24 protein-coding genes and 1 pseudogene are annotated in these 20346 nt (G+C 70.5%); 14 read left to right on the top strand and 11 right to left on the bottom strand.

The features are described from left to right. Positions 1–21: 21 nt before the first annotated feature. Positions 22–558, bottom strand: coding sequence for a DoxX family protein (locus ACQEVM_RS18805; protein ID WP_433080503.1), 537 nt, complete (start codon positions 556–558; stop codon positions 22–24). Between the two features lie 183 nt (positions 559–741). Here ACQEVM_RS18805 and ACQEVM_RS18800 point away from each other — a divergent pair, with 183 nt between their 5' ends. Then, complete coding sequence (locus ACQEVM_RS18800) at positions 742–1233, top strand: cupin domain-containing protein (RefSeq protein WP_433080501.1); 492 nt, start codon at positions 742–744, stop codon at positions 1231–1233. 115 nt (positions 1234–1348) lie between these two features. Here ACQEVM_RS18800 and ACQEVM_RS18795 read toward each other — a convergent pair whose 3' ends face one another. The 3 genes from ACQEVM_RS18795 to ACQEVM_RS18785 form a co-directional block, all read right to left on the bottom strand. Beyond that, complete coding sequence (locus ACQEVM_RS18795) at positions 1349–2122, bottom strand: DUF4328 domain-containing protein (protein WP_433080499.1); 774 nt, start codon at positions 2120–2122, stop codon at positions 1349–1351. 456 nt (positions 2123–2578) lie between these two features. Continuing rightward, positions 2579–3184 (bottom strand): hypothetical protein, encoded by a 606-nt coding sequence (locus ACQEVM_RS18790; RefSeq protein ID WP_433080497.1) that lies wholly within the window; start codon positions 3182–3184, stop codon positions 2579–2581. 522 nt (positions 3185–3706) lie between these two features. Further along, positions 3707–3961, bottom strand: coding sequence for a hypothetical protein (locus ACQEVM_RS18785; RefSeq protein WP_433080495.1), 255 nt, complete (start codon positions 3959–3961; stop codon positions 3707–3709). 353 nt (positions 3962–4314) lie between these two features. Here ACQEVM_RS18785 and ACQEVM_RS18780 point away from each other — a divergent pair, with 353 nt between their 5' ends. Beyond that, positions 4315–5148: a class II glutamine amidotransferase gene (locus ACQEVM_RS18780; protein ID WP_433080493.1), complete on the top strand. Its 834-nt coding sequence runs from the start codon at positions 4315–4317 to the stop codon at positions 5146–5148. Positions 5149–5221: 73 nt separating this feature from the next. After that, the gene (locus ACQEVM_RS18775; protein ID WP_433080491.1) at positions 5222–5641 is read left to right on the top strand and encodes an SHOCT domain-containing protein; all 420 of its coding nucleotides are present in this window, start codon (positions 5222–5224) and stop codon (positions 5639–5641) included. Between the two features lie 138 nt (positions 5642–5779). Here the strand turns inward: ACQEVM_RS18775 and ACQEVM_RS18770 are convergent, their stop codons facing one another. Then, positions 5780–6178, bottom strand: a complete 399-nt coding sequence (locus ACQEVM_RS18770) for a VOC family protein (RefSeq protein ID WP_433080489.1) — start codon at positions 6176–6178, stop codon at positions 5780–5782. 92 nt (positions 6179–6270) lie between these two features. Here ACQEVM_RS18770 and ACQEVM_RS18765 point away from each other — a divergent pair. The 3 genes and pseudogenes from ACQEVM_RS18765 to ACQEVM_RS18755 all read left to right on the top strand — a co-directional run. Then, positions 6271–7104, top strand: a pseudogene (locus ACQEVM_RS18765) (helix-turn-helix transcriptional regulator); the annotation flags it as partial. A 56-nt stretch (positions 7105–7160) separates the two neighbouring features. Beyond that, positions 7161–7310, top strand: coding sequence for a hypothetical protein (locus ACQEVM_RS18760; protein WP_433085533.1), 150 nt, complete (start codon positions 7161–7163; stop codon positions 7308–7310). 349 nt (positions 7311–7659) lie between these two features. Beyond that, positions 7660–8268, top strand: a complete 609-nt coding sequence (locus ACQEVM_RS18755) for an HdeD family acid-resistance protein (protein WP_433085255.1) — start codon at positions 7660–7662, stop codon at positions 8266–8268. 88 nt (positions 8269–8356) lie between these two features. Here the strand turns inward: ACQEVM_RS18755 and ACQEVM_RS18750 are convergent, their stop codons facing one another. Further along, a complete protein-coding gene (locus tag ACQEVM_RS18750) occupies positions 8357–8671 on the bottom strand; it encodes a hypothetical protein (protein WP_433080487.1) in 315 nt (104 codons plus the stop codon). Positions 8672–9438: 767 nt separating this feature from the next. On the opposite strand from ACQEVM_RS18750, the gene ACQEVM_RS18745 reads away from it, so the two are divergent. Beyond that, complete coding sequence (locus ACQEVM_RS18745) at positions 9439–10005, top strand: DUF1062 domain-containing protein (RefSeq protein WP_433080485.1); 567 nt, start codon at positions 9439–9441, stop codon at positions 10003–10005. A 193-nt stretch (positions 10006–10198) separates the two neighbouring features. Here ACQEVM_RS18745 and ACQEVM_RS18740 read toward each other — a convergent pair whose 3' ends face one another. After that, a complete protein-coding gene (locus ACQEVM_RS18740) occupies positions 10199–10822 on the bottom strand; it encodes a TetR/AcrR family transcriptional regulator (protein WP_433080483.1) in 624 nt (207 codons plus the stop codon). Positions 10823–11105: 283 nt separating this feature from the next. Here ACQEVM_RS18740 and ACQEVM_RS18735 point away from each other — a divergent pair, with 283 nt between their 5' ends. The 4 genes from ACQEVM_RS18735 to ACQEVM_RS18720 all read left to right on the top strand — a co-directional run bounded on the left by ACQEVM_RS18735 (position 11106) and on the right by ACQEVM_RS18720 (position 15085). Further along, positions 11106–12566, top strand: coding sequence for an MFS transporter (locus tag ACQEVM_RS18735; RefSeq protein WP_433080481.1), 1461 nt, complete (start codon positions 11106–11108; stop codon positions 12564–12566). A gap of 72 nt (positions 12567–12638) precedes the next feature. After that, positions 12639–12992, top strand: coding sequence for a VOC family protein (locus ACQEVM_RS18730; protein ID WP_433080479.1), 354 nt, complete (start codon positions 12639–12641; stop codon positions 12990–12992). A gap of 421 nt (positions 12993–13413) precedes the next feature. Next, complete coding sequence (locus ACQEVM_RS18725; RefSeq protein WP_433080477.1) at positions 13414–14157, top strand: carbonic anhydrase; 744 nt, start codon at positions 13414–13416, stop codon at positions 14155–14157. 139 nt (positions 14158–14296) lie between these two features. After that, positions 14297–15085, top strand: a complete 789-nt coding sequence (locus ACQEVM_RS18720) for a DUF5984 family protein (RefSeq protein WP_433080475.1) — start codon at positions 14297–14299, stop codon at positions 15083–15085. 527 nt (positions 15086–15612) lie between these two features. Here ACQEVM_RS18720 and ACQEVM_RS18715 read toward each other — a convergent pair. After that, a complete protein-coding gene (locus ACQEVM_RS18715; protein ID WP_433080473.1) occupies positions 15613–16014 on the bottom strand; it encodes a PPOX class F420-dependent oxidoreductase in 402 nt (133 codons plus the stop codon). A gap of 334 nt (positions 16015–16348) precedes the next feature. Between ACQEVM_RS18715 and ACQEVM_RS18710 the strand changes: the two genes are divergently transcribed. Next, positions 16349–16579 carry a hypothetical protein gene (locus ACQEVM_RS18710; protein ID WP_433080471.1) on the top strand — a complete coding sequence of 77 codons (231 nt, stop codon included), beginning with the start codon at positions 16349–16351 and terminating at the stop codon, positions 16577–16579. Between the two features lie 317 nt (positions 16580–16896). Next, complete coding sequence (locus tag ACQEVM_RS18705) at positions 16897–17322, top strand: DUF3592 domain-containing protein (protein WP_433080469.1); 426 nt, start codon at positions 16897–16899, stop codon at positions 17320–17322. Positions 17323–17438: 116 nt separating this feature from the next. On the opposite strand, the gene ACQEVM_RS18700 is transcribed toward ACQEVM_RS18705, so the two are convergent. From ACQEVM_RS18700 to ACQEVM_RS18690, 3 genes are all read right to left on the bottom strand, one after another. Continuing rightward, complete coding sequence (locus ACQEVM_RS18700) at positions 17439–17768, bottom strand: hypothetical protein (protein WP_433080467.1); 330 nt, start codon at positions 17766–17768, stop codon at positions 17439–17441. Between the two features lie 207 nt (positions 17769–17975). Further along, positions 17976–18332, bottom strand: coding sequence for a hypothetical protein (locus ACQEVM_RS18695; RefSeq protein ID WP_433080465.1), 357 nt, complete (start codon positions 18330–18332; stop codon positions 17976–17978). 4 nt (positions 18333–18336) lie between these two features. Further along, on the bottom strand, positions 18337–19287 hold the full coding sequence (locus ACQEVM_RS18690; protein WP_433080463.1) for a MerR family transcriptional regulator: 951 nt from the start codon (positions 19285–19287) through the stop codon (positions 18337–18339). A 321-nt stretch (positions 19288–19608) separates the two neighbouring features. Between ACQEVM_RS18690 and ACQEVM_RS18685 the strand changes: the two genes are divergently transcribed. Then, the gene (locus ACQEVM_RS18685) at positions 19609–20013 is read left to right on the top strand and encodes a hypothetical protein (protein WP_433080461.1); all 405 of its coding nucleotides are present in this window, start codon (positions 19609–19611) and stop codon (positions 20011–20013) included. Positions 20014–20346: the final 333 nt, after the last annotated feature.

Here is a 20346-nt window from a genome sequence, read left to right as displayed (position 1 = left end):
GACGGGGACCGGCGGGCCCTGTCAGCGAGGGTCGGCGAGGGCGGCGGCCGCCTTGACCCGGGCGGCCGTGGTCGCCGCGGCCGCTTCCACGGGACGGCGGACGGCCTGCACCGGATGCCTGTGGTCGAGTGCGTGCCGGGAACGGTAGGCGAGGGAGGGCTTTCCGTGGGTGTCCGCAGCGGCGATGAGCAGACCTCCCACCGCGGCGAGGTCCGTGAGGAACCGGGCACGTTGCCGGGCACGCTCCTCGGGATCCTTCACCGTCCAGAACGCGTGGGCGGTGAGCGCGGTCGGCACCACCGTGGCGGCGAGCGTGAGCGCGGCCAGCCGCGGGGCACGTCCCGTTGCGATCATCAGGCCCGCTCCGACCTGGATCGCGCCGTGGACGCGTACCAGCTTCAGCGGGTCGCCGTCCGACGCCGGAACGCGCTTGCCGACGGCCTCGGCGAAGGGCTGGAATACTTCCGCCGCGGTCTCGGGCCGGCGCAGGGTGCGCAGGCCCTCCACGATGTGCGGGGCGGCGAGCAGGGGGCGGGCGAGCTTTCGAAGGACAGCCATGTCCCGCTGCTGCCCAGCCTCGGCCCGTCCATCCGTGGTTCCCGTTCGGGCTCCACGCGCGGAGCCACGCAGGCCTCCGCGTCAGGACGGACGGGGAGATCGGGGGAAGAACAGCACCGAACGGCCGGTTGTCACGGCCTTACACGTCCGTGTACGTGCAGGAGTGACACGGGAGGGGCCGACATGTCGTATCCGTCGTATCCGAAGGCACGCCACGAGGGAGACAAGGGTGAGGTCAGCGCGGTGTTCAGGCCCGTTGACACGCCGGCGGAGCTGTCGTCCCCGAACGGCGACGCGACGCACTACCTGGCGACGAAGGCCTCCACGAACGGGGAGTTCGGCCTCTACCGGGTGGAGATGAGCGCCGGTGCGGGAGGTCCGAAGACCCACTTCCACAAGACGATCTCGGAGTCGTTCTTCATCCTCGACGGGACCGTCAGGCTCTTCGACGGCGCGGACTGGATCGACGCGAAGAGGGGCGACTTCCTCTTCGTGCCGCAGGGCGGCCTGCACGCCTTCCGCAATGACTCGGACGCCCCGGCGGAGATGCTGATGGTGTTCGCGCCGGGGGCGCCGCGTGAAGAGTACTTCGAGGGGCTGTCGCAGCTCGCGAACGCGACCGACGAGGAACGCACCGAGTTCTTCATCCGGCACGACTCGTACTTCGTCGAGTAGGTCACGCAGCCGGGCCCCACCGCGAGGCCGTGCGCGAAACCGTCCCGAAGACGGTTTCGCGCACCCGGTCGTGGTACCGAGGGTCCGGTGTCAGGCCGTCAGAGCGTGATCCCGGTCAGGCCGCGGCGATCGGGCCCTGCGCGGCCTTGACCCGCTGGAGCGCGGTCAGTTTGCGCACGAAGACGACGGCGAGCACGGCGGCGACGATGGCGACGACGTCGGTGACGGCGCCGAACGCGGAGACATCGCGCAACTCCTCGATCGTGTCGGCCCTGAGGTACCGCCTGGAGTAGGCGCGGTCGAGGAACAGGGTGGCCACGAACACGGTCCACCAGGCGGTCACCGGGGCGGTCGGGACGTGGCGGTACGAACCGTCGGGCGCGAGCTGAGTGCTGGCCCTCCAGGTCTCCCGCGCCGTCCGGTAAGGGAAGAAGAGGTTGGCGATCGGGACGAACCACCCGCCGATGGCCCAGCCGGCGGACTGGCTGAATCCGTCGGGACGGAAGACCTGGCCGTTGCAGCGGACCCGGTGGAACCAGACGAGGAAGACCACGATCGTGGCCAGGCGCAGGACGGCCTGCGCGACGTCGGTCCCGCCGTCGAGGAGGTCGGCAAGGGCTATGTTGTCGTCCTCGACGGTCTCGGGGGCGTCGATGAGATCTTTCATCAGCCTCCAGACGTACAGGTTGACCCCGCTCGAGAAGAGATCGATCGCGGCCCCCGCGGCCAACAACACGGTCAGGGCCGTAGCCAGACCCTCCGGCGAGCTCAGCACACCGCCGGCCTGCGGCAGCGGGGCGGGATGAGGCGCCGGCGGTGGCGGTGGTGGCGGCGTCGGTCCGGCCTCGGGCTGCGGAGCCGGCGACGGGCCGGGATGGTTGAAGGACATGACGGAGTACCCCCCACGGGAACGTGCACGTGCGACATGACAACGGGCCGCCTGACGGGCGGCCCGAGCCGACTGACGATATGCCATGTCCACGCCCGGCGTCCAAAGGTTTCGGCGGCGGAGGCAAGCAGCCGAACCCGCAGGTCGGACGAAGAATGGTGAGATGAAGTGAGGGGTGCCCCCGGTACACGAACCGCCCCGCGTCGCCCGGGGCCTGCCGCATGGCGACTCCCGGGAAACACGACGTCATCCGCTGTCCGGAGTCACGAGGCCCGCTCCTGAGCTGGTTCCTCCGCGGTCCGTGACCCGAGGGGACTGCCTCGGCGCCGCGGAACGGCCGGGGGAGAGAGGGGCGATGGCGGACCGACCACGCGGTCACCGGTGGGGATGATCCGGTGGCGCTTCGCGAACGTCATGACGTGGTGTCGCGCCGTCGGGTCTTCCGCGCTCGCTCCGTCAAGCCCGCAAACCCGCCCGTCTGAGAGCGACTTTGGAGAGTTCGGAGATGACCTCTTGGTTCCCGTGGCGCCAGGCGTCGGCGAGGCCGGCCGGCGGGACGGGGACCGCCGTGAGGTCGCTCGGCGGCCCGGTGAGGGCGCGCAGGGCCAGCAGGTCGGCGCCACCGGGGGCTTCCAGGAGGCGCCGGGTGGTGGCGACGCGCCGGATCCACAACAGGCGCGGGGGGAGCCACAGCATGAGTACGAAGGCGACCGGGAAGGCGATCAGGGCGAGCGTGGTCAGTGTGGCCACGTTCTCCACGGTGTGCTGGAGCGACTGTCCGGCGTCCGACAGCCCGGTGCCGGCCTCGGCCGCGGACTGGAGCGGCTTCTTCAGAAGACCGCCGACGAGCGGCACTTTGGACGCGGCGTCGCCGGCGTTGTCGAGGCCGGTGGCCAGGTTGTCACCGGCGCTCTCCACCTTCCGTCCCGGCTCGGCCAGCAGCATGATCGCGTCGCGGACGGCCAGGGCGAACCACACCGAGGCCGCGATCACGGCCACGGCGATCAGATCCGCGAGCACCTGCCGGCTTCGCCTCGCCGGGGTCTGGGCGTAAAGGCGCATGGCGCGCTCCTGTTCCGGTGGTGGCATCGAAGACGGCCGGATCCAGCCAGTTGAGGTGCGGCGTTCATGTCGGCGGGGCGTGGCCGTCTCTTGACCGTACGGGGGCACGAGTATTCCATCCGTCTCCGCAAGGAGAAGGGCTCGACGCGTCACCGCGTGGGCGCAGCCGTCAGAGGGCGCCCCGTGGAGCGGGACGTCGAGCCACACCCGTCCGCCCCCCGGGGATCGAGGTGATCACGGCTCAACTTCTCGTGGGAGCGGGGGAATTCGAGGGAACGCCTGCGCCCGAGGCGGCACCCGCAACCCGGCCCGCACCCGACGGGAGGACCTGGCCGACGCAACCTCCGGGCTGCGGCACCGACGTGCGTGGCCCCTTGCCGGACGCGGCCGGGCCGGGCTTCGCGCTCCGGGCTTCCGCGGTACCCGCGGCGGGGGACGGGGCCCTCTCCGCGATCCCGGGCGGGTTGTCGGTGGAGGGGCGCCGACCCGCCTCCCGCACCCCGGCCCCCGGCATCCACCGGGTCAGGGCAGATCGGCAGGCGGCGGCCCCGCCTCGGACTCGTACACGTGCGGGCCGTCGACCTGCCACTCGATCAGCGGTGAGTCCCCCAGCACCAGCTCGTCGGGGTCGGGGACCTCGATCCTCCCGAGCATCTCGATCACATCGGCGTCCTCGTGCGCGACGCCGAGAATCGTGTCCACTCCGGCCACGCGAATACCGACCCGGCGCCCGCCCGACGGGCTGACGCGGTGCACGACGATCGGCGCTCGCTCCATTCCTCCACCCTGCGGGACGCCGGCCGACCCGGCACGCCGGGCGTGGCCTGCGGCCGGCAGTGCGCGGACGACACCCCTTCCGCATGGTCGGCCGGTCGGATCCCTCGCAGGGCCGCGCCGCGCCGCGCCGCGTCGGGAGCGAGCCGCGGGCCCTGGCCGTATCGCGGTCCTCAGCGTGGGAGCCCAGAATGGGACTGCCCGCGCAGTGGGCGACCGCGGAGGTGCGGGCCGGCCCGCTGCGAAGGGGTTCAATGCCGGGCGTGAGCGGCGAAGTGATGCCGTGAGCAGCGGCGATGCGATGTGATGCGGTGCTTGCGCGGCTCGCGGTGCCGCAGGGATCCAGGTGATGACGCATGTGCCGGTGGCTCGCCTACTCGGGAACTCCCATGCTGCTCGACACGATCCTGTACAAGCCGGCCCATTCCCTGATCGACCAGAGCCTGCACTCCAAACTCGGAGTGGAGACCACGAACGGCGACGGATTCGGCGTCGGCTGGTACTCGCAGGACAACAGCACTCCCGCGCTTCTCAGGGATGTCGGTCCCGCCTGGAACAACCGGAACCTGAGGGAGATGGCCGACCACGTCCGCTCGCCGCTGTTCTTCGCCCACATCCGGGCGTCGACCGGGTCGGCGGTGCAGCAGTCGAACTGCCACCCCTTCCGACACGGCCGCTGGATGTTCATGCACAACGGCGCCATCGCCGGTTTCCACCTGATGCGTCGGGACCTCACCCTTCTCGTCGACCCCGCGCTCTACGCCGACATGGAGGGGACCACCGACTCCGAGGTGATGTTCTTCCTGGCCCTCACCTTCGGCCTCGACCGGGACCCGCCGACCGCCGTCGCCAGGATGGCTGGAGTCGTGGAGCGCGTCGGCCGTGACCACGGGGTGGAGTCACCACTCCAGATGACGCTCGCCATCAGCGACGGCGTGCGCGTGTGGGCCTTCCGCTACTCCAGCGGCCACGACTCCCGGTCGCTGTTCTACAGCAGCCGGGTGGACGCGCTGCGCAGGCTGCACCCGGACATCGCGTTCCTGCGGGACATCTCCGAGGAGACCCGCCTCATCGTGTCCGAACCCCTCGGTGACCTGCCCGGCGCCTGGAACGAGGTGCCGGAGAGCAGCTACGGCGTCGTACAACCGGGCGCCGACGAGTTGTACCCGTTCGCCCCGGTGCCCGCGTGACGCCAACGCGCCGACCCGTGAAGCGGACGTACCCAGGGCCGTCGTCCGGCCCCGACCCACAGGAGACCGGGCCATGCAGAACTCACTGATCAACCTGGCGGAGGACTACGACTACCCGCTGCTGAACCTCTTCTGGACCATGATGTTGTGCTTCCTCTGGGTGTTCTGGTTCGTACTGCTCATGCGCATCATCGGTGACGTCTTCCGCGACGACGACCTGAGCGGCTGGGCCAAGGCCGGGTGGACCGTCTTCGTCATCCTGCTGCCCTACGTGGGTGTCTTCATCTACCTGATCGTCCGTGGGCGCGGGATGGGTGAACGTGGACTCAGGCGCGCCCAAAGGCAGGAGGAGGCGTTCCGGACCTACGCGCGCGAGAGCGACGCGATCACCGGCCAGGCCGAGGAACTGTCGCGGCTCGCCGAACTCAAGAACCGCGGCGCCATCACGGCACCCGAGTACGAGCGGGCCAAGGCCAAGGTCCTCGGTCCCTGAGGCCGGGCGCGAACGCGGGAGCAAGTCGGCGAAGGCGCGCGCCGTTTGCCCGTGCCGGTGTCAGTGGACCCGGGCCCTTCGACGAGGGGGGGGGCCGGGCGGTCCGGCCGTTCGGCCTCCCGGGCGGGCCCCTTGTCCTCAGCCGGCGAACTTCTTGAGGGCGGCCGGGGTGACGGGGGTGAAGAAGTTGATCAGGTTGCCGTCCGGGTCACGGAACAGGAGCGCACGGTTCCCCCAGGGCATCGTGGTGGGCTTGTTGACGAAGTCCTCCACGAAGCCGCTCAGATTCCGGTGGACGCTGTCCACGTCGTCGACGAGGAATTCGAGGATGACGCTGTGGTTGTCGGCGGGGCGGGCGGATCCGGGTGCGAACAGGGGGACGGTGCGGGTACTGCCGATCGCCAGGACGGCCGACGCGGTCCTGAGTTCGGCGAAGTCCTCGTTGGCCCAGGTTGCCGACAGGCCGGTGGCGCGCTCGTAGAACGCGACGAGGCGGGCGACGTCGCCCGTGATGATGCGGACGGAGACGAAGTTCATGGGGTTGCTCCTTTGGTGCGTCGGTGCTCGTGACCGCACGCTACGACCAATACCGGGCGGAACCCGCCCGGTATGTACGGGAGACTTTCCCCATGACCCGTCCCATCGCCCGCGTCCTCACCCTGCTGGAGCTCCTGCAGTCGGGCGGCATCCGGCCCGTGTCCGAACTCGCCGATCGGTTGGACGTCGACGAACGCACCGTGCGGCGTTACGTACAACGGCTCGTCGACATCGACGTGCCCGTCGAATCGGTGCGCGGCCGCTACGGCGGCTATCGGCTCGCCCCCGGATACCGGCTGCCGCCGCTCATGCTGAGCGACGACGAGGCGCTCGCCGTTCTGCTGGGCCTGGTCGCCGGTCGGCGATCCGGCCTGACGGCGGCCACGGACACGGCGAGCGAGACGGCGTCGGCCAAGATCAGGCGTGTGCTGCCCGAACGGTTGCGCCGCCGACTCGACGCGGTGCTCGGCTCACTCGCCATCACGGACCCGCCCGGCAAGGGGGCCGGGCCGGACCCGGGGGTCCTGCTCCCGATCGCCGAGGCGGTGCACCACCATCGACCGATCTCGATCCGGTACACCGTCGGCGACGGCCGACGCAGCGAGCGCACCCTGCACCCGTACGGAGTCGTCGCCCATGCGGGCAGGTGGTACATGACGGCGGTGGATCCCTCGGTGGATCCCTCTGCGGATCCTTCGGCGGAGCCCTCTGCGGGCGGGGGCCGGACCTTCAGGCTGGACCGCGTCACCGATGTGCGGATCCTGCCCGGCTCCTTCGAGCCACCGGCGGCGGTCGATCCGGTCAAGCGCGTCCTGACAGGGCTCGCGACGGCCCCGTACCGACATCAGGTGACCCTGCGAGTCCAGGGGACGGTCCAGGACATCGACCCCCGACTGCCCCGGGCCTCGCGGTCCTGTCGGAACTCCCCTTCCCGGACAGCACACATCCGGATGCCGCCCCCTGGTGTCGAGTCGAACTGCGAGTGGACCGGCTCGACTGGCTGCCCGCCGTACTCGCCTCGTTGGATCGCCCCTTCGTCATCGACCGCCCGGTTGAACTCCGCGGCCTCGTCGAGGCCTTCGCCGAACGGCTCGCGGAGTCGGCCCGCCGAAGCCCCCGCGCGACCGAGTGACGGGCCGGGCCGGCCCGCCAAGACGGACGCATGGTTACCGCGACACCGCGACACCGCAGCGCGGCGACACCACGACCGCTCGGCCGACCGACCGTGCCGGCGACCACGACGTCCCCGGCCCCGATGGCGACCTGCTCACCGTGGTGGCGGTGCTGGTCCGAGCCGGTGGGGCTCACGCCACCGGGCACCGGGCACCCGGCCCGAGGGCCCGCGACCTCGGCCCCCGCAGGCTCGCCGCCCGGATCGGCGAGCCGGGTCACACGGGACTAAAGTTGACATAAGGGTAGGCGAGGCACATCCGACGGCTTCGAGATGTCCCGCGGCCCGTTCGGCTGTCCCAGGAGGCGAGATGACCCCCAACGCGGCACCGTATGACACGAACAACGACCCCGAAGACGTCCTCAAGCAACTCGGAAGCTCTTGGCACTGGGCCCTCGGCTTCGCCCTGGCGACACTGATCCCGGGCATCCTGGTGCTCGTCTGGCCCGACGAGACGTTGCACATCCTGGCCGTGATCATCGGCTTGCAACTGCTGGTGGCGGGCGGCTTCCGTTTCGTCACGGCCTTCTCGCACAGCAGCGACCGGGGTGGCAGCAGACTGGCGGCCGTCCTCGTCGCCATGCTGGCTTTCCTCGCCGGCGTTCTGGTGTTGCGGCATCCCATGCAGACGATCGGCGCACTGTCCCTGATCGTCGGAGTCTTCTGGTTGCTCACCGGAGTGCTCACGGCCTACGTCTCGATCGCCGACCGTGCCCTCGTACACCGAGGTCTGATGTTCGGCCTGGGCGTCCTCGGTACGGTCGCGGGAATCGTCGTGCTCTGCTTCCCGGTGGACTCCGCGGTCGCCCTGACGCGGCTGCTGGGACTGTGGCTCGTCCTGCTCGGCGTGTTCGAAGTGGTGATGGCTTTCGCGCTCCGCTCCGCAACCCGCCGGATCACACCCCCGCTCCCGGAGTGAACACGTCGTCGACGGCGGCTCCGCGCGACCCGGCCGAGTGGACGGATGTGGGCGCGCGGCGGCGGGTGCCGGCCGGCCCGCGGCGGGCTCATCCGAGGAGCGCGTAGAGCCCCGAGGCGAGGTTGAACAGGAAACCCAGAGCGAAGACACCGCTCGCTCCGATCCAGATCCAGCCCTGGATCCGTCGGGAACGGCGAGGGGGAGCGGGCGCGACGAGGGCGTCGCCGATACGCAGGGTCCGGCTCGGGGCGGTTACACCGCGGCCGGTGCGGACCTGGGCCCAACCGACCCGGAAGCAGAGAAGGCCGCCGGCCAGGGTGACGAGCACGTTCTGGAAGAAGAGGCCGGGCGACTTCTCCTCGGCGAGCACCGTGACGAAGGCGTGCAAAGGCTGATCCCCCATGTGTTGTCGACGTTCGACGGATGATTTCCGCACGTTCGCGCAGGTCATGTCAACGGATTTCCTGTCCACTCCCGCACGATCCTCCGTTCGCGCGGGCTCGTGCGTCCCATCGGTCCACGGGGACGGCTGACACGCCTGGTGGCCGTGTACCAGGGCTGTGCGGGCACGGGAGTTCCGTTCACCGCCGTGCGTATGATCGCCGTCTGCCAACGGCAAGGCGCGGTGTGTCGGAGGAACCTGGTCCGGGCGGGCGGCGATCGAGCAGCGGACCGGGCGGCCCACTCACCGCGCGGGCCGCCCCCGGCGCGACGCCGTACCGGCGGACTCCCAGGACCACGCGCCCATGACCCGCGCGAACACGAGGGGGTGGTGATGGGCGGCTTCAACGGCACCCCCAAGGAGGGTGCCGACCTGGTGGCTGAGTGCGAGATGCCGGCGTGGGGTGACCCTCCGGCCCCGGATGCGCCTTGACGTCTCGGCGCATGAGGTGCGCGTCCTCGAAGGGCGGTGGGGACCCACGCCCGACGCGAAGGCCTCCGGGGGACGGGCGCCCGCCACGAGGGGCCGCCAACCGCCCGCGACCGGCCCGAAATTCAGTGGGACCGCGCTCCGTGTGCCGCTACCGTTCTCGCGCCCACTGTTTCCCCCGTCAAGGACGTCCCGTTGTACACCAAGTGAGACCCCCCAAGCGCTGAACCGTCGCGCGTCGCACCTGTGCGCCGTGCTCCTTTTCGCTGCGGTCTTCTCACTGGAACCGGTGTACTTCCTTGTCCGAAACCTGGGTGGTCGTTCCCACCTGCCTGCCGACAATCCTCCGCCGTTGCCACAGATGCGCCTCCGGGCGCTTCCGTGCGAACGGCAAATTCCGTGTCAACGCGAACCACAAGCTCCTCGACGCCTGGCTTCTCGCCCTGTGCGAGGCCTGCGGGGACACCGCCAAGCTCACTGTCATGGAGCGGATGAACGTGCGTTCCGTGCAACCCGAGTTGTTGAACCTGCTGCACGCCAACGACCCAGGCCTGGCAGCCGAGTTGCTCCAAGACCCGGTGGTACGGCGGCGCAATCGCATCGCCCTCGACTGGGGCAACGCCTGGCGCCTCGAAGGCGGCACGTCGGATCGGCCGGACCGGCCGCATCCGCCGGAGGGCGGCTCGATCGAGGTCTCGGTCCGCTTCGGGGCGCGGATACCGGTGCGGCCGGTTCGACTGATCGCCGAGGGCTTCGGCCTTTCGCGAGCCGAGGTCGAGAGACTGCTCGCCGAGGGGAACCTCGTGTCGACGGTCCGCCTGGCCGGCCGGCTCACGGGTGACTTCACCTTCACGCTCAAGCGCTGAGCCTTCCGGCCCGGGGCCTGTCCGGCGGTATCGCCTCCGCCGGACAGGCCTCAGCTTGCCATGTGAGGTCTGACGTCGAACGGTGCTTGCCGCCGAACGAGAGCGTGCCCTCCACGAAGCCGTCGAGGAATTCCGCCTCGCGGCCCGCAGCACCATCGGCAAACGTCAAACGTCAAACGTCGAACGGCGAACGTCAAGCTTGGTTCTGCCGTCTCCTGAGCAGGGGAGGGGCCGGGTTGGGCAGGGGACTGGCCGCGGCGGGGGTCAGGCCGTCCAGGACGAGGGTCACGTAGCGCCGCCAGCCCCCCTCGGCCGGGTCCATGGTCCACAGCACGCTGACGAGCATGCCCATGATCCGCTTCAGGTCGTCCGGTACGAGGTCCTCCCGGATCACCCCGGCCTGCTGCCCCCGTGCCACCAGCGGGTCGAGCGCGTCGAAGAAGCGGGCGCTCGTCTCCGCGGTGAAGATGCCGGCATTGCGCGCCGCGGTCAGCACGTGGTGCTCGTCGGCCGCCGAGGTCAGGGCTGCCTCGATGACGACGCCCAGGCCCCGGCGTGGGTCCTCGTCGCCGAGCCCGCGCTCGACGGCGGGGAGGACGTCCTGGGTGAACTGCTGTTCCAGCACCGCACGCAGGAGGGCCGCCTTGTCCGGGAACCGGCGGAAGAGCGTCGCGATGCCGACGCCGGCCCGCCGGGCGATCTCATCGAGCCCCGCGTCGGGTCCCTGCTCCGCGTAGACGTCGCGTGCCGCCCTGACGATCTTCTCGATGTTCCGCACCGCGTCTGCGCGCAGGGGCTTGGGGGTTTCGGTCGGCACGCCAGAAGGATAGCAACCGATAGTCGACGATCAGTTCGAGTTGACACCCTGTGCGCCCTGAAGTGATAGTTGACTACTGATTACGAGGCGCGCACCCGCCGGCGCGCCCGTCCACCACCCGCCACCCGATCCCCCCCCCACCCGATTCCGCGCCCCGCGCCCCGCAGCCACCCGCCCCCGGCCGCCGAGCGCCGGTCGGCCGCGTCACGCATACGCCCCACCCGCGGCACACGTCGCCCCGCCCCCGGTCGGACATCCGCCCTACGTTCCCGAGGAACCCTCCATGCCACAGCCGTCCACGGCTCCCCGCACCGGCAAAGTGATCGCGACACTCGCACTCGCGGGGGTCACCGCTGCCGTCATGCAGACCCTGGTGACCCCCCTGCTGGCCGACATGTCGACGATCCTCCACACCTCCTCCTCCAATGCGGCCTGGGTCGTCACCGCCACCCTCCTCGTCGCGGGTGTCTGCGTCCCCATCAGCGGACGCCTGGGCGACATGATCGGCAAGCGCCGCATGCTCCTGGCGTGCTCGATACCGCTGATCGCCGGATCCGTGGTGTGCGCGCTGTCGAGCAGCGTCGTCCCGATGATCGTGGGCCGCGGACTGCAAGGCGTCGGCATGGGCATGATCCCCCTGGGCATCGCCCTGCTGCGCGACGTCGTTCCCGCCGAGAAGCTCAGCTCCTCCATAGCGCTGGTGAGCGCCTCCATGGGAATCGGCGGCGGCATCGGGCTCCCTGTCTCCGCGGCCGTCGCGCAGTACGCCGACTGGCGCTTCCTGTTCTGGGGAGCCGCCGCGCTCGCCGCCGCCGTCTCCGTGATGATCGTGGCCTTCGTGCCGGACGTCCCGGCCGGCGCCAAGGGCCAGCGCTTCGACTTCGTCGGCGCGGCGGGCCTGGCCGTGGGCCTCGTGTGCCTGCTGCTCGCCGTCTCCAAGGGCGCCGACTGGGGCTGGGGCTCGCCCACCACCCTCGGCCTGATCGTCACCGCCACCCTGGTCCTGGCCGCCTGGGGCTGGTTCGAATGGCGGACCACCGACCCGCTGGTCGACCTGCGCACCACCATCCGCCCGCGTGTCCTGCTGACGAACCTCGCGTCGGTCTTCATCGGCTTCGGCATGTACGCGAGCATGCTCGTCGTCCCGCAGTTGCTCCAGTTCCCCGAGGCCACCGGCTACGGCCTGGGCCAGTCCATGCTGGCGGCCGGCCTGTGGATGCTGCCCGGCGGCCTGATGATGATGGTCGTCTCACCCCTCGGGGGCAGACTGACCAACGCCCGCGGTCCGAAGGTCACCCTCGTCTGCGGGGCGCTCGTCCTGGCCGCGGGTTACGGTGCCGCGCTGCTGCTGTCCGGCACGGCCCCCGGCCTGATGTGCGCCGCGATGATCATGAACAGTGGTGTCGCCCTCGCCTACGGCGCCATGCCCGCCCTGATCATGGGCGCGGTGCCCCTCGCGGAGACCGGCGCCGCCAACGGCTTCAACACGCTCATGCGTTCCCTGGGCACCTCGGTCGGCGCCGCCGTCGTCGGTGTCGTCCTGGCGCAGATGACCACCACGGTCGGCGGTCACACGTTCACCTCCGAGGGCGGGTTCCGTACCGGCCTGCTGCTGGGCGGCGGCCTCGCCCTGGTCTCTGCGGCCGTCGCCGCCCTGATTCCCGCCGCACGCACGGAACGACCGCCGCAGCGGGACGGGGCGGGACCCGCGACGGAGGTTGCCCACGCACCCGCGGCCACGTAACCGCCACGGCCTATGTCCTGTCGTCGGTGGTACCTGCCTGCCCGCCCGGTCGCGTCCTGGCAGGATGGCCGCATGGAACGTGTGCTTGGAATCGGTGGATATTTCCTGCGGGCCGCGGACCCTGCGGCCCTGACCTCGTGGTACCGCGATTGCCTGGGCCTGGATGCCGACGCGAACGGCGTCTGGCAACAGGCAGTCGGGCCGACGGTGTTCGCGACGTTCGAGTCCGGGACCGAGTACTTCGGATCCCGCACGCAGCAGAGCATGCTCAACTTCCGGGTCCGCGACCTGGACGCGATGCTCGCGCAGTTGCGCGCCAAGGGAGCGGACGTGGCTGCTGAGTCGCAGGACATGGAAGGGGTCGGTCGATTCGGCTGGGTCACCGACCCCGAGGGCAATCGGATCGAGTTGTGGCAGCCCGTCTGATCGTGCCTTCACGCAGGCGGTGGCGTGCCGGTGGACCGGCCGCCCGTTCTCCGGTGGCCGGCGTTCTCCCATACCGGAAGGGCGCGCGCACCACGCCTCTTTCGTCGGCGTCGACTCGTCGTTTCGGCTCGCGTTCCGCCGGGTGGAAAGAGGGATCTCCCCATGCGCTCCCTCCGGTCCGGTCGCCCTCGGGGAGTTTCGGAAGATCGCCATGGCGGGGTGAACGCGGCCGGAGCCCCTCGCGCGTCCGGTCGGCCGCGCCTCGGGTCTACGGGGCGCCGGCCACGGCGACGGCGGTACCGCTCACCACGCTCGGCCGCAACCGGCCGGTGCCCGTCGGTTGATCAAGTCTTCTTCAAGAGCGGTCCGGTCCTCGTGCCGTGCCCGCACGCAGGCGGCGGTGCTCCTACCGTTCTCCGATATGGCTGGAATCGAGGAGTCGAACGGAAGTCCGGACCGGCGCGAGATCGTCCGCGCGGCGTTGACGGGAGCGGTGGCCGTGGCGGCCGGTACCGTCGGGGCCGTCCCCGATTCCACCACGGCCTCGACTCCCGCCCAGGCCGGCGCGGCGCGTATGCGGCCCGCGACCCCGCGGTCGGCGTTGCGAGAACTCATGGCGGGCAATGACCGCTGGCGCACCCTCCACGAGAGCCACCCCGACCGGACGCGGGCCGTGCGGCAGACGCTGGTGACCGGACAACATCCCTTCGCCGTGGTCCTGGGCTGCGTCGACTCGCGGGTTCCGCCGGAGCTGGTCTTCGACCAGGGCCTCGGCGACCTGCTGACCGTCCGTTCGGCCGGCTCCGTCCTCGACGAGGCGGTGCTGGCCAGCATCACCTACGGGGTCCTGGAGCTGGCCATTCCGCTCGTCGTCGTGCTGGGGCACCAGTCGTGCGGGGCCGTCACCGCCGCCCTTCACGCGGCCGAGTCCGGCGAGAACCTCGCCGGCCACATGCAGTACCTGGTCGACCAGATCCGTCCGGCGATCGACCTCGGCCTGCGGGGAGCGGCGCGCGTGGACGCGACCATCACGGCGAACGTGCGACTGGTCCGCTCCCGCGTCGCCGCCGAGCCCACCCTCGCGGCGAAGGTCGCCTCGGGCCAACTCGCCGTGATCGGAGCCCGCTACGAACTCAACAGCCAGACCGTCCACCAGATCCACTGACACCCGCCCACCGCGGGCTTCCCCCGGCGACGAGCCTCCGGCACCCGTTCGCCCGCCTCCCCTATCCGCTCCCCGCATGGCGAGCCCACCCGGGAGGCCGCAGCGCCGGCGAGGGGGATCGCACTGGGACACTGGACAGGTGATCCAAACCGATTCCGCGATTCGCTTCCGCTTCGGACTGACTCCGTTGGAGGAGGTCAAGCCGTGGGGAGTCGAACCCAAACTGCACTGGTTCGGACTGACCGCCGGCTGGTACTGCGTCGACATCGACGGCCATGAGGTGCTGCGTTACTCCGAACGCACCGTCCGCGAACTCCGAAACGACCAGGACGGCGACCGCCGAGCGCACCCGTACGTGGACTACTTCGTCGTCCGCCTGTGGGAGGACGTGATCGCGCTCGTGTCGGAGGCGATGGAACCGGTGCCCCACGATCTGGTGGACGTCGCGGCCGACATCTCGCCGGACTGGACGTGGATCGACACGCCGGAAGCCGACGCCGCACTGACCTGGCACGGTGCCGGCCACCTGTACACCGACTACCTGCGCGTCGCCCCGAACATCCGCCTCTGGCGCACCGTCGTCGGTGAGGAGGACACCGTGACAGTCGGCTGGGAGCACCGGGCGGACCCGGAGGGCGTCATCGAGTTCGCCGGCCCGCAGACGGGTCGGGTGACCCTGCCGACGAGCGAGTTCCTCGGCGCGGTGGCCGAACTGGACCGGGCACTACTGGCCGCGATGGACGAACGCATCGGCGAACTGGAGAGGTCCGGACCACCGCCCGGTGTGCGAGGCGACGTGGACCAGTTGCGTCGCGAGCATCGGGACCGGGCGACCTGGCTGCGGCGCGCGAGGGATCGCGAGCCGGGTACCGACTGGGACGCCGTGCGGATCGGCACGCGCACGCTCCTCGCCACCGGCGCGACGTAGGCCGAGGGGTGTCGTTGACGGCGACGCCCATCGGGCGGGGGGTGGAGCGCTGTCGTGCGGGCGGCAGTAAGCACCGGCACCGCTACCGATCACCGCCGTCCTCGTCCCGGGAGTTCCTCGCATTGGCGCGGCGCGCTCTCTCGGGGTCGGCCGGCGGCGAGGACGATCCCGTTCCCGTCCTCGAAGGTGAACCCGGCTCGCGTCCGTGATCGTCCACGGTGCCGCCGTGGTTCTGCAGCCGCGGCGCCCGCCGCCCGCTGTCGCCGGATCCGTGCTCGATGTCAGCCATGAGGTTTCTCCGACCCTGTCGATCCGGGGGAAAGTCGTCGCCCCGGGAGACCCCTCCGGTACGTCCAGCGCGAGCTTGTCGCTGTCCGGCTCATCCGGTGACCAGCCGCGCTGCGCGGTTCCACGCCGCTCGGTTCCACGCGCCCTGGTCATGCCATTCTCCCACCCCTGCGGATCCCACCGGATCCCACCGGATCCCACCGGATCCCACCGGATCCCATGGAAGGCGTCTTCCGGAGTCAGGCGGTGGGGGAGCTGATGCGGTCCGGTCGGATCACGTAGATGACGCGGACCTGGTCGGCGCCGCCGTACCAGGGATAGGGGCCGCCGAGGTACTTCTGAGCGAGGGCCTCGATGTGCGCGACCGCCCCCTCGGTGGTCACGCGCACCACTCGACCGCGGATCTGGACGTAGGAGGCGGGTTGCGCGGGATCGGCGACCGCGACGGCGACCCGCGGGTCACGTGCGATGTTACGGGTCTTCTGATGTGACTCGACGCTGTTGATCAGAACGTGCTCGCCATCGGTGTCGACCCACGTCTGTGTGAGCTGGGGCGAGCCGTCGGGCATCGTCGTCGCGATGTAGCAAGTGCTGGGGCGGCGCAGCAGCGCCACCACGTCCTCGCCGAGGGGTACGGGCATGGAGGATCTCCAGGGGCATGGTTGCCACGGTCGGTGGAGCCACCGTAGCCAGGCCGGCTCCCCGGCCGTGGTTCCCGTTCCCCGGGTAGGGAGACGTCATCCGGTTGGCTGCGTCGGCAGGCCCCCCGTACCCCGGGGCTGTCGCCCGAGGCAGCGGCTGTCGCTCAGGTCGAGCGGGAGCGCCGTGTGCGATCCGGAGCACTGTGTATGAGTCGGACCACTGTGTGTGACCGTGGGTGGAGTCCGCTTCGGCGACATCGGCCTCTCGGGTACCCGCACGTGCCCGACGGGCGGGACAGCGCGTCAGAGGTGGCTCCGGGGGTAGGCGGACGGCATGAAGCAACGTAACGGCCAGGACCCCGAACTGCCTGCTCCCGTACCGGAACACGGGAAGGAGAGCCTGACTCCCAACCTGCCTCCGACCGGGCCCCAGGCTCCTGATCTGGAGGGAGCCGTCGGCACGCGGCACGAGAAGAAGGGCGGAGAATCGGGAGCCGAGCCTGCTGCCGATGCTCCCGAGAGCGGCGGCCCCACGGAGGGTGCCGCAGTGGAGCCCCCGGACTAGTTTCGGCCCCTCAGGCCAGGCCCCGCCCCTCAGACCTGCCCCAGACCTGCCTGGGGCCTGACGGTGAGTTCGCTCGGCATGGTCGTACCCAGGCCGGGGCCGGTGGGTGATTTCGCCCGGCAGGTGTCGGTCGGCCATGGCCCTTGGCGCGGTGTCGGGTCGACAGGGATCGCTTCCCGCGTGATGGTGCGGTCGCACCAGCCGCACACCACCGTCACGTGGGCGCGGCCACCGCAGGCTGTTCGGCAAGCGGACCATCATGATCACCCGCCCCGCGCATGCGCAACCGACGCCCTCGCGCAGGCGTCACACCTCACATGCAACCCGAATGGCTCTTCTCGCTCATCCCCCTGACGATCGGCGTGACCTTCCTCTGCTTCGGCGTGTACGGACTGCGCCGCGCCCGTGCGCTCCGCCGCACAGGCGTCACCGCGCGGGGGCGGATCGTCCGCCACGACGTTCAGCGAAGCGACGAAGGCGTCAGGCTCCACTACCCGGTCGCTGCTTGGACCACCGAGGACGGCCGGGCGTACGAGCACGCATCCAGGTTCGGCCGCGGTTCCATCGCGAGGCCCTACGGCGTGGGTGCCCATGTCGCGGTTCGCTACGATCCGCACGATCCTCGCCGGTTCGAGATCCAGGGCTGGGACGTGACGACGGTCGACCTGCTGTTCACCGTCGTGGGATCGCTCTTCACCGTCGGCACGTTGGTGGCGTTGCTCATCGGTCTGCTCACTTCCTGACGGCCGTGCCCTCCTCCGACGGGCGCGTCCGCAGCCGTACGACACCGACCCCGCCTCACCCCGCCGTGACCGGGGTGAGGCGGGGTGAGGCGGGGACGTGGCGGGGACGGGGTGGGTCAGCAGGCTCGTACGGAGATCTGGTTGCGGACCTGGGAGGCGCGGACGTACTTCCAACTGCCCGTGTCGTAGATCTGGCCCCAGAACCAGCGCTGACCCTGATTGTCCAGCCAGCAGTTCATGGCGAACTTGGTGCCGCTCTTCGACCAGTGGTGCGGGGTGGTGTCGGTGTGGGGCGCACTGTAGATGGCCACCCAGCCGTTGGCGTCGTTCTGCCAGACGTACGAGATTCCGGCCGCCGAGGCCGGCGCCTGCATCGCGCCCGCGCCGGCCAACAAGACGCCCGCCACGGCAAGCCTGCCCAGTCGGCGCCTGAGTCGGTTCTCCACGCTGTACCTCCTCTGTGTGGGCTTGCGAGCATGCCCCGGGGGCGGCCAGGGCCGCAGCCGTTCCGGAGAGGCGGGACGTCCGCGTCCGAAGTATCGATTCCGCGGAGCCGTCGGTCTCGAATTCCGGCCGGTCCGAGGTCGGTCGAGTGCCGGGTGCCTGTGTGCACCGGTGGGAGGCGGCCGGGTGGAAGGTGGCCGCGTGCCCCCTCAGACAGCCATCCACGGCACACGGCAGGCGTGGGGGGCCGTCCCCTGCGGACACAAGCCGTTGAGCACCGTCTTGCGGATCGCCCGCCACGTTCTGAGGGAACACGCCAAGTGGACCCGCAGCTCAACCGGTTGACGGGAGCCGCTGTCCTGATCGGGATGTTCCACGGCCCACTGCTCCGCCAGGTGGTCGTACACGTCGGCGGTCGACAGCCCGCTCCCGGGAAACGAATCGGCGACAGTCAGAACCATGATCCGGGCGCTCCGGGAACCCGCCGCGTCCTCGACGAGCCCGATGACCCATGCCGGCCCCGGCTCGTCCGCGTACAGGCCGAGAGCGAGATCGCGCGTCTTCATCGCGTCAGCCCTTCGTGACGGCGACGTCGCCCTCGGCGAAGGCGGTGGTGAACCAGGAGTGGACGGGAGCGAGCGTCGGTGATGCGGGCCACCCGTTGATCGTCGCCAGGAGCTGCCAGTAGCGCTCGGCGCATGGGTTGGCGGTTGTCCACAGGCGGGCGAGGAGCCATCGGCGCAGATCGCTTCCGCCGGCACGCTCGAATGCGTGCGCGTAGAGGCTGCCCAGTGAATCGGCAAGAGCCTCACCTTTGGCGGAGGCCGGCAGGAGGCCGGCGGACACGGCCTCGTCGATCCGTTCACCCATCACCCGGTTGAGAGTGGCGTGCAGAGCGCCGATGTCCTGCTGGGACGGCTCTTGCGCCTGGTCCTCGGCCATCCGGCGCAGCGTGTCACGGAAGTCTGCGTTCTGGCAGAGTCCGACGAGTTCCACCCAGGCCTCGACCTGTTCGGGTGTGGGATCGTCGGGCAGCTCGGGAACGGCGGACCGCATCAGTGACACGAACTCCGGATTGGTGTCGCGGCCTTCGAAGGCGTCGTCGATGAAGTCGGAGACGAGTCGGCGTTGTTCGGCCTGGGAGAGCGTGGCGAGTTGACGCAAGAGGTCCATCTCCAGGGTGGTGGGGGTGTGTCGGGCGACCGCACGGAGCACTGCCCGGCGCAGGCGCAGAGTGCGGATCCGCACGTCCAAGGCGGTGGCGTGTGCTTCCGTGACCTCCGCTATGGAGGCTTCGCGGTCCAGTACCTTGCGCACGGTCGCCAGGTCGAGCCCGAGATCGCGCAGCGTGCGGGCCAGGTCCAGGCGCGCGAGTGCGTCGAGGCCGAAGAGGCGGTAACCCGCCGGGCTTCGGCCGGTCGGCGGGACGATGCCCTTGTCGGAGTAGAACCGGATGGTCTTCACCGTCAGACCGGTCCTGCGGGATAGCTCTCCGATGGAATAGAGCGTGTCGCTGTCCATGCCCCCAGCCTGCTGTCTCCCCCCACGGGAGAGTCAACCGGGGCCACGGCAACTTTCGGGACCACAGGACCACAGGACCACAGGACCAAGGGACCAAGGGACCACAGGAGTATGGGACCCCGGACGGCGGGGCTCGGTGGCGCGGATCCGCGCCCCGTCCGGCGGCTTGCACCGGCCCACCCGCGAACCACCAGGCGCGGACGTGGAACGGCCGCCGGAAGTGCTGCGTCCCTTCTCTACATCGGCGATGTGTCGAACCGGGGCCCTGACCCTGGCGGTCGGCGGAAGGGCGGGGTCGTGCGGGACGGCAGGAGGAGGGGAGTGCTGCTGGTGGCACTCGCGGCGGGGCTGCCACTGCTCGTGGCCGGGATCGTCATGGCGGTGGTGTTCACGGGGACCGGTGTCGTGGGGTCGAGCCCGGTGCACCGGGCGGTGGACGAGTACCTCGACGCGGTGGGGAACGGGGATCCCGCACCGGCCGCGGGTCCGGAAGGCCTCTGTCCGGACGGCGCGGGCGATCCTGCGGCCGTCCTGCATTCCCTCGCGAAGACGTTCGAGCATCACATCGTGTCCTCCACCGCGAGTGGCGACGAGGCCTCGGTCAACGTGGACCTCACCCCGGGCGACGGCGACCCCGTCGCGGTGGTGCTGGACCTGCGTCGTACCGGGGACCGTTGGAACGTGTGCGCGGCCTCCACCGGCCAAGTGTCGATCGATCCCTTCTGATTGCCGCCCGGCCCGGGTGGGAACCACCGGCACTCCGTTGCCCCCGCCACACCCGCAACGCTCCCGCCCGCACGGGCCGGCCGCATCAGATGACCCACGGGCGGGCAGGGTTGAGCCATGTCGAACTCCCACACATCACTCGGTGAGACCACGATCGACCAGACCACCGCGGCTCGGACAGGAAGCGGCCTGCCACATGAGGCAAGCCCCGCGATCCGTCCCACGGCAGGCACGCGCACGTCGATGCCCGGTGGCCGGGACGGTGGTCGGGGCGTGCGTGCGCCGGCTTCCGAGCTGCTCACGCTCCTCGACAGGCAGCACCAGCCCGAGCCG

The sequence above is a fragment of the Streptomyces sp. CA-243310 genome (assembly GCF_050936775.1).
Taxonomy (GTDB): Bacteria; Actinomycetota; Actinomycetes; order Streptomycetales; family Streptomycetaceae; genus Streptomyces.
The sequence above is the reverse complement of the archived record's forward strand: the minus strand, read 5'-3'. Positions and strand labels throughout refer to the sequence as shown.

What these genes read in the sequence shown, in the direction of transcription:
- ACQEVM_RS18805 (WP_433080503.1), bottom strand. Translation starts at nt 558, where the DNA reads ATGGCTGTCCTTCGAAAGCTCGCCCGCCCCCTGCTCGCCGCCCCGCAC.
- ACQEVM_RS18800 (WP_433080501.1), top strand. Translation starts at nt 742, where the DNA reads ATGTCGTATCCGTCGTATCCGAAGGCACGCCACGAGGGAGACAAGGGT.
- ACQEVM_RS18795 (WP_433080499.1), bottom strand. Translation starts at nt 2,122, where the DNA reads ATGTCCTTCAACCATCCCGGCCCGTCGCCGGCTCCGCAGCCCGAGGCC.
- ACQEVM_RS18790 (WP_433080497.1), bottom strand. Translation starts at nt 3,184, where the DNA reads ATGCGCCTTTACGCCCAGACCCCGGCGAGGCGAAGCCGGCAGGTGCTC.
- ACQEVM_RS18785 (WP_433080495.1), bottom strand. Translation starts at nt 3,961, where the DNA reads ATGGAGCGAGCGCCGATCGTCGTGCACCGCGTCAGCCCGTCGGGCGGG.
- ACQEVM_RS18780 (WP_433080493.1), top strand. Translation starts at nt 4,315, where the DNA reads ATGTGCCGGTGGCTCGCCTACTCGGGAACTCCCATGCTGCTCGACACG.
- ACQEVM_RS18775 (WP_433080491.1), top strand. Translation starts at nt 5,222, where the DNA reads ATGCAGAACTCACTGATCAACCTGGCGGAGGACTACGACTACCCGCTG.
- ACQEVM_RS18770 (WP_433080489.1), bottom strand. Translation starts at nt 6,178, where the DNA reads ATGAACTTCGTCTCCGTCCGCATCATCACGGGCGACGTCGCCCGCCTC.
- ACQEVM_RS18755 (WP_433085255.1), top strand. Translation starts at nt 7,660, where the DNA reads ATGACCCCCAACGCGGCACCGTATGACACGAACAACGACCCCGAAGAC.
- ACQEVM_RS18750 (WP_433080487.1), bottom strand. Translation starts at nt 8,671, where the DNA reads ATGGGGGATCAGCCTTTGCACGCCTTCGTCACGGTGCTCGCCGAGGAG.
- ACQEVM_RS18735 (WP_433080481.1), top strand. Translation starts at nt 11,106, where the DNA reads ATGCCACAGCCGTCCACGGCTCCCCGCACCGGCAAAGTGATCGCGACA.
- ACQEVM_RS18730 (WP_433080479.1), top strand. Translation starts at nt 12,639, where the DNA reads ATGGAACGTGTGCTTGGAATCGGTGGATATTTCCTGCGGGCCGCGGAC.
- ACQEVM_RS18725 (WP_433080477.1), top strand. Translation starts at nt 13,414, where the DNA reads ATGGCTGGAATCGAGGAGTCGAACGGAAGTCCGGACCGGCGCGAGATC.
- ACQEVM_RS18715 (WP_433080473.1), bottom strand. Translation starts at nt 16,014, where the DNA reads ATGCCCGTACCCCTCGGCGAGGACGTGGTGGCGCTGCTGCGCCGCCCC.
- ACQEVM_RS18710 (WP_433080471.1), top strand. Translation starts at nt 16,349, where the DNA reads ATGAAGCAACGTAACGGCCAGGACCCCGAACTGCCTGCTCCCGTACCG.
- ACQEVM_RS18705 (WP_433080469.1), top strand. Translation starts at nt 16,897, where the DNA reads ATGCAACCCGAATGGCTCTTCTCGCTCATCCCCCTGACGATCGGCGTG.
- ACQEVM_RS18695 (WP_433080465.1), bottom strand. Translation starts at nt 18,332, where the DNA reads ATGAAGACGCGCGATCTCGCTCTCGGCCTGTACGCGGACGAGCCGGGG.
- ACQEVM_RS18690 (WP_433080463.1), bottom strand. Translation starts at nt 19,287, where the DNA reads ATGGACAGCGACACGCTCTATTCCATCGGAGAGCTATCCCGCAGGACC.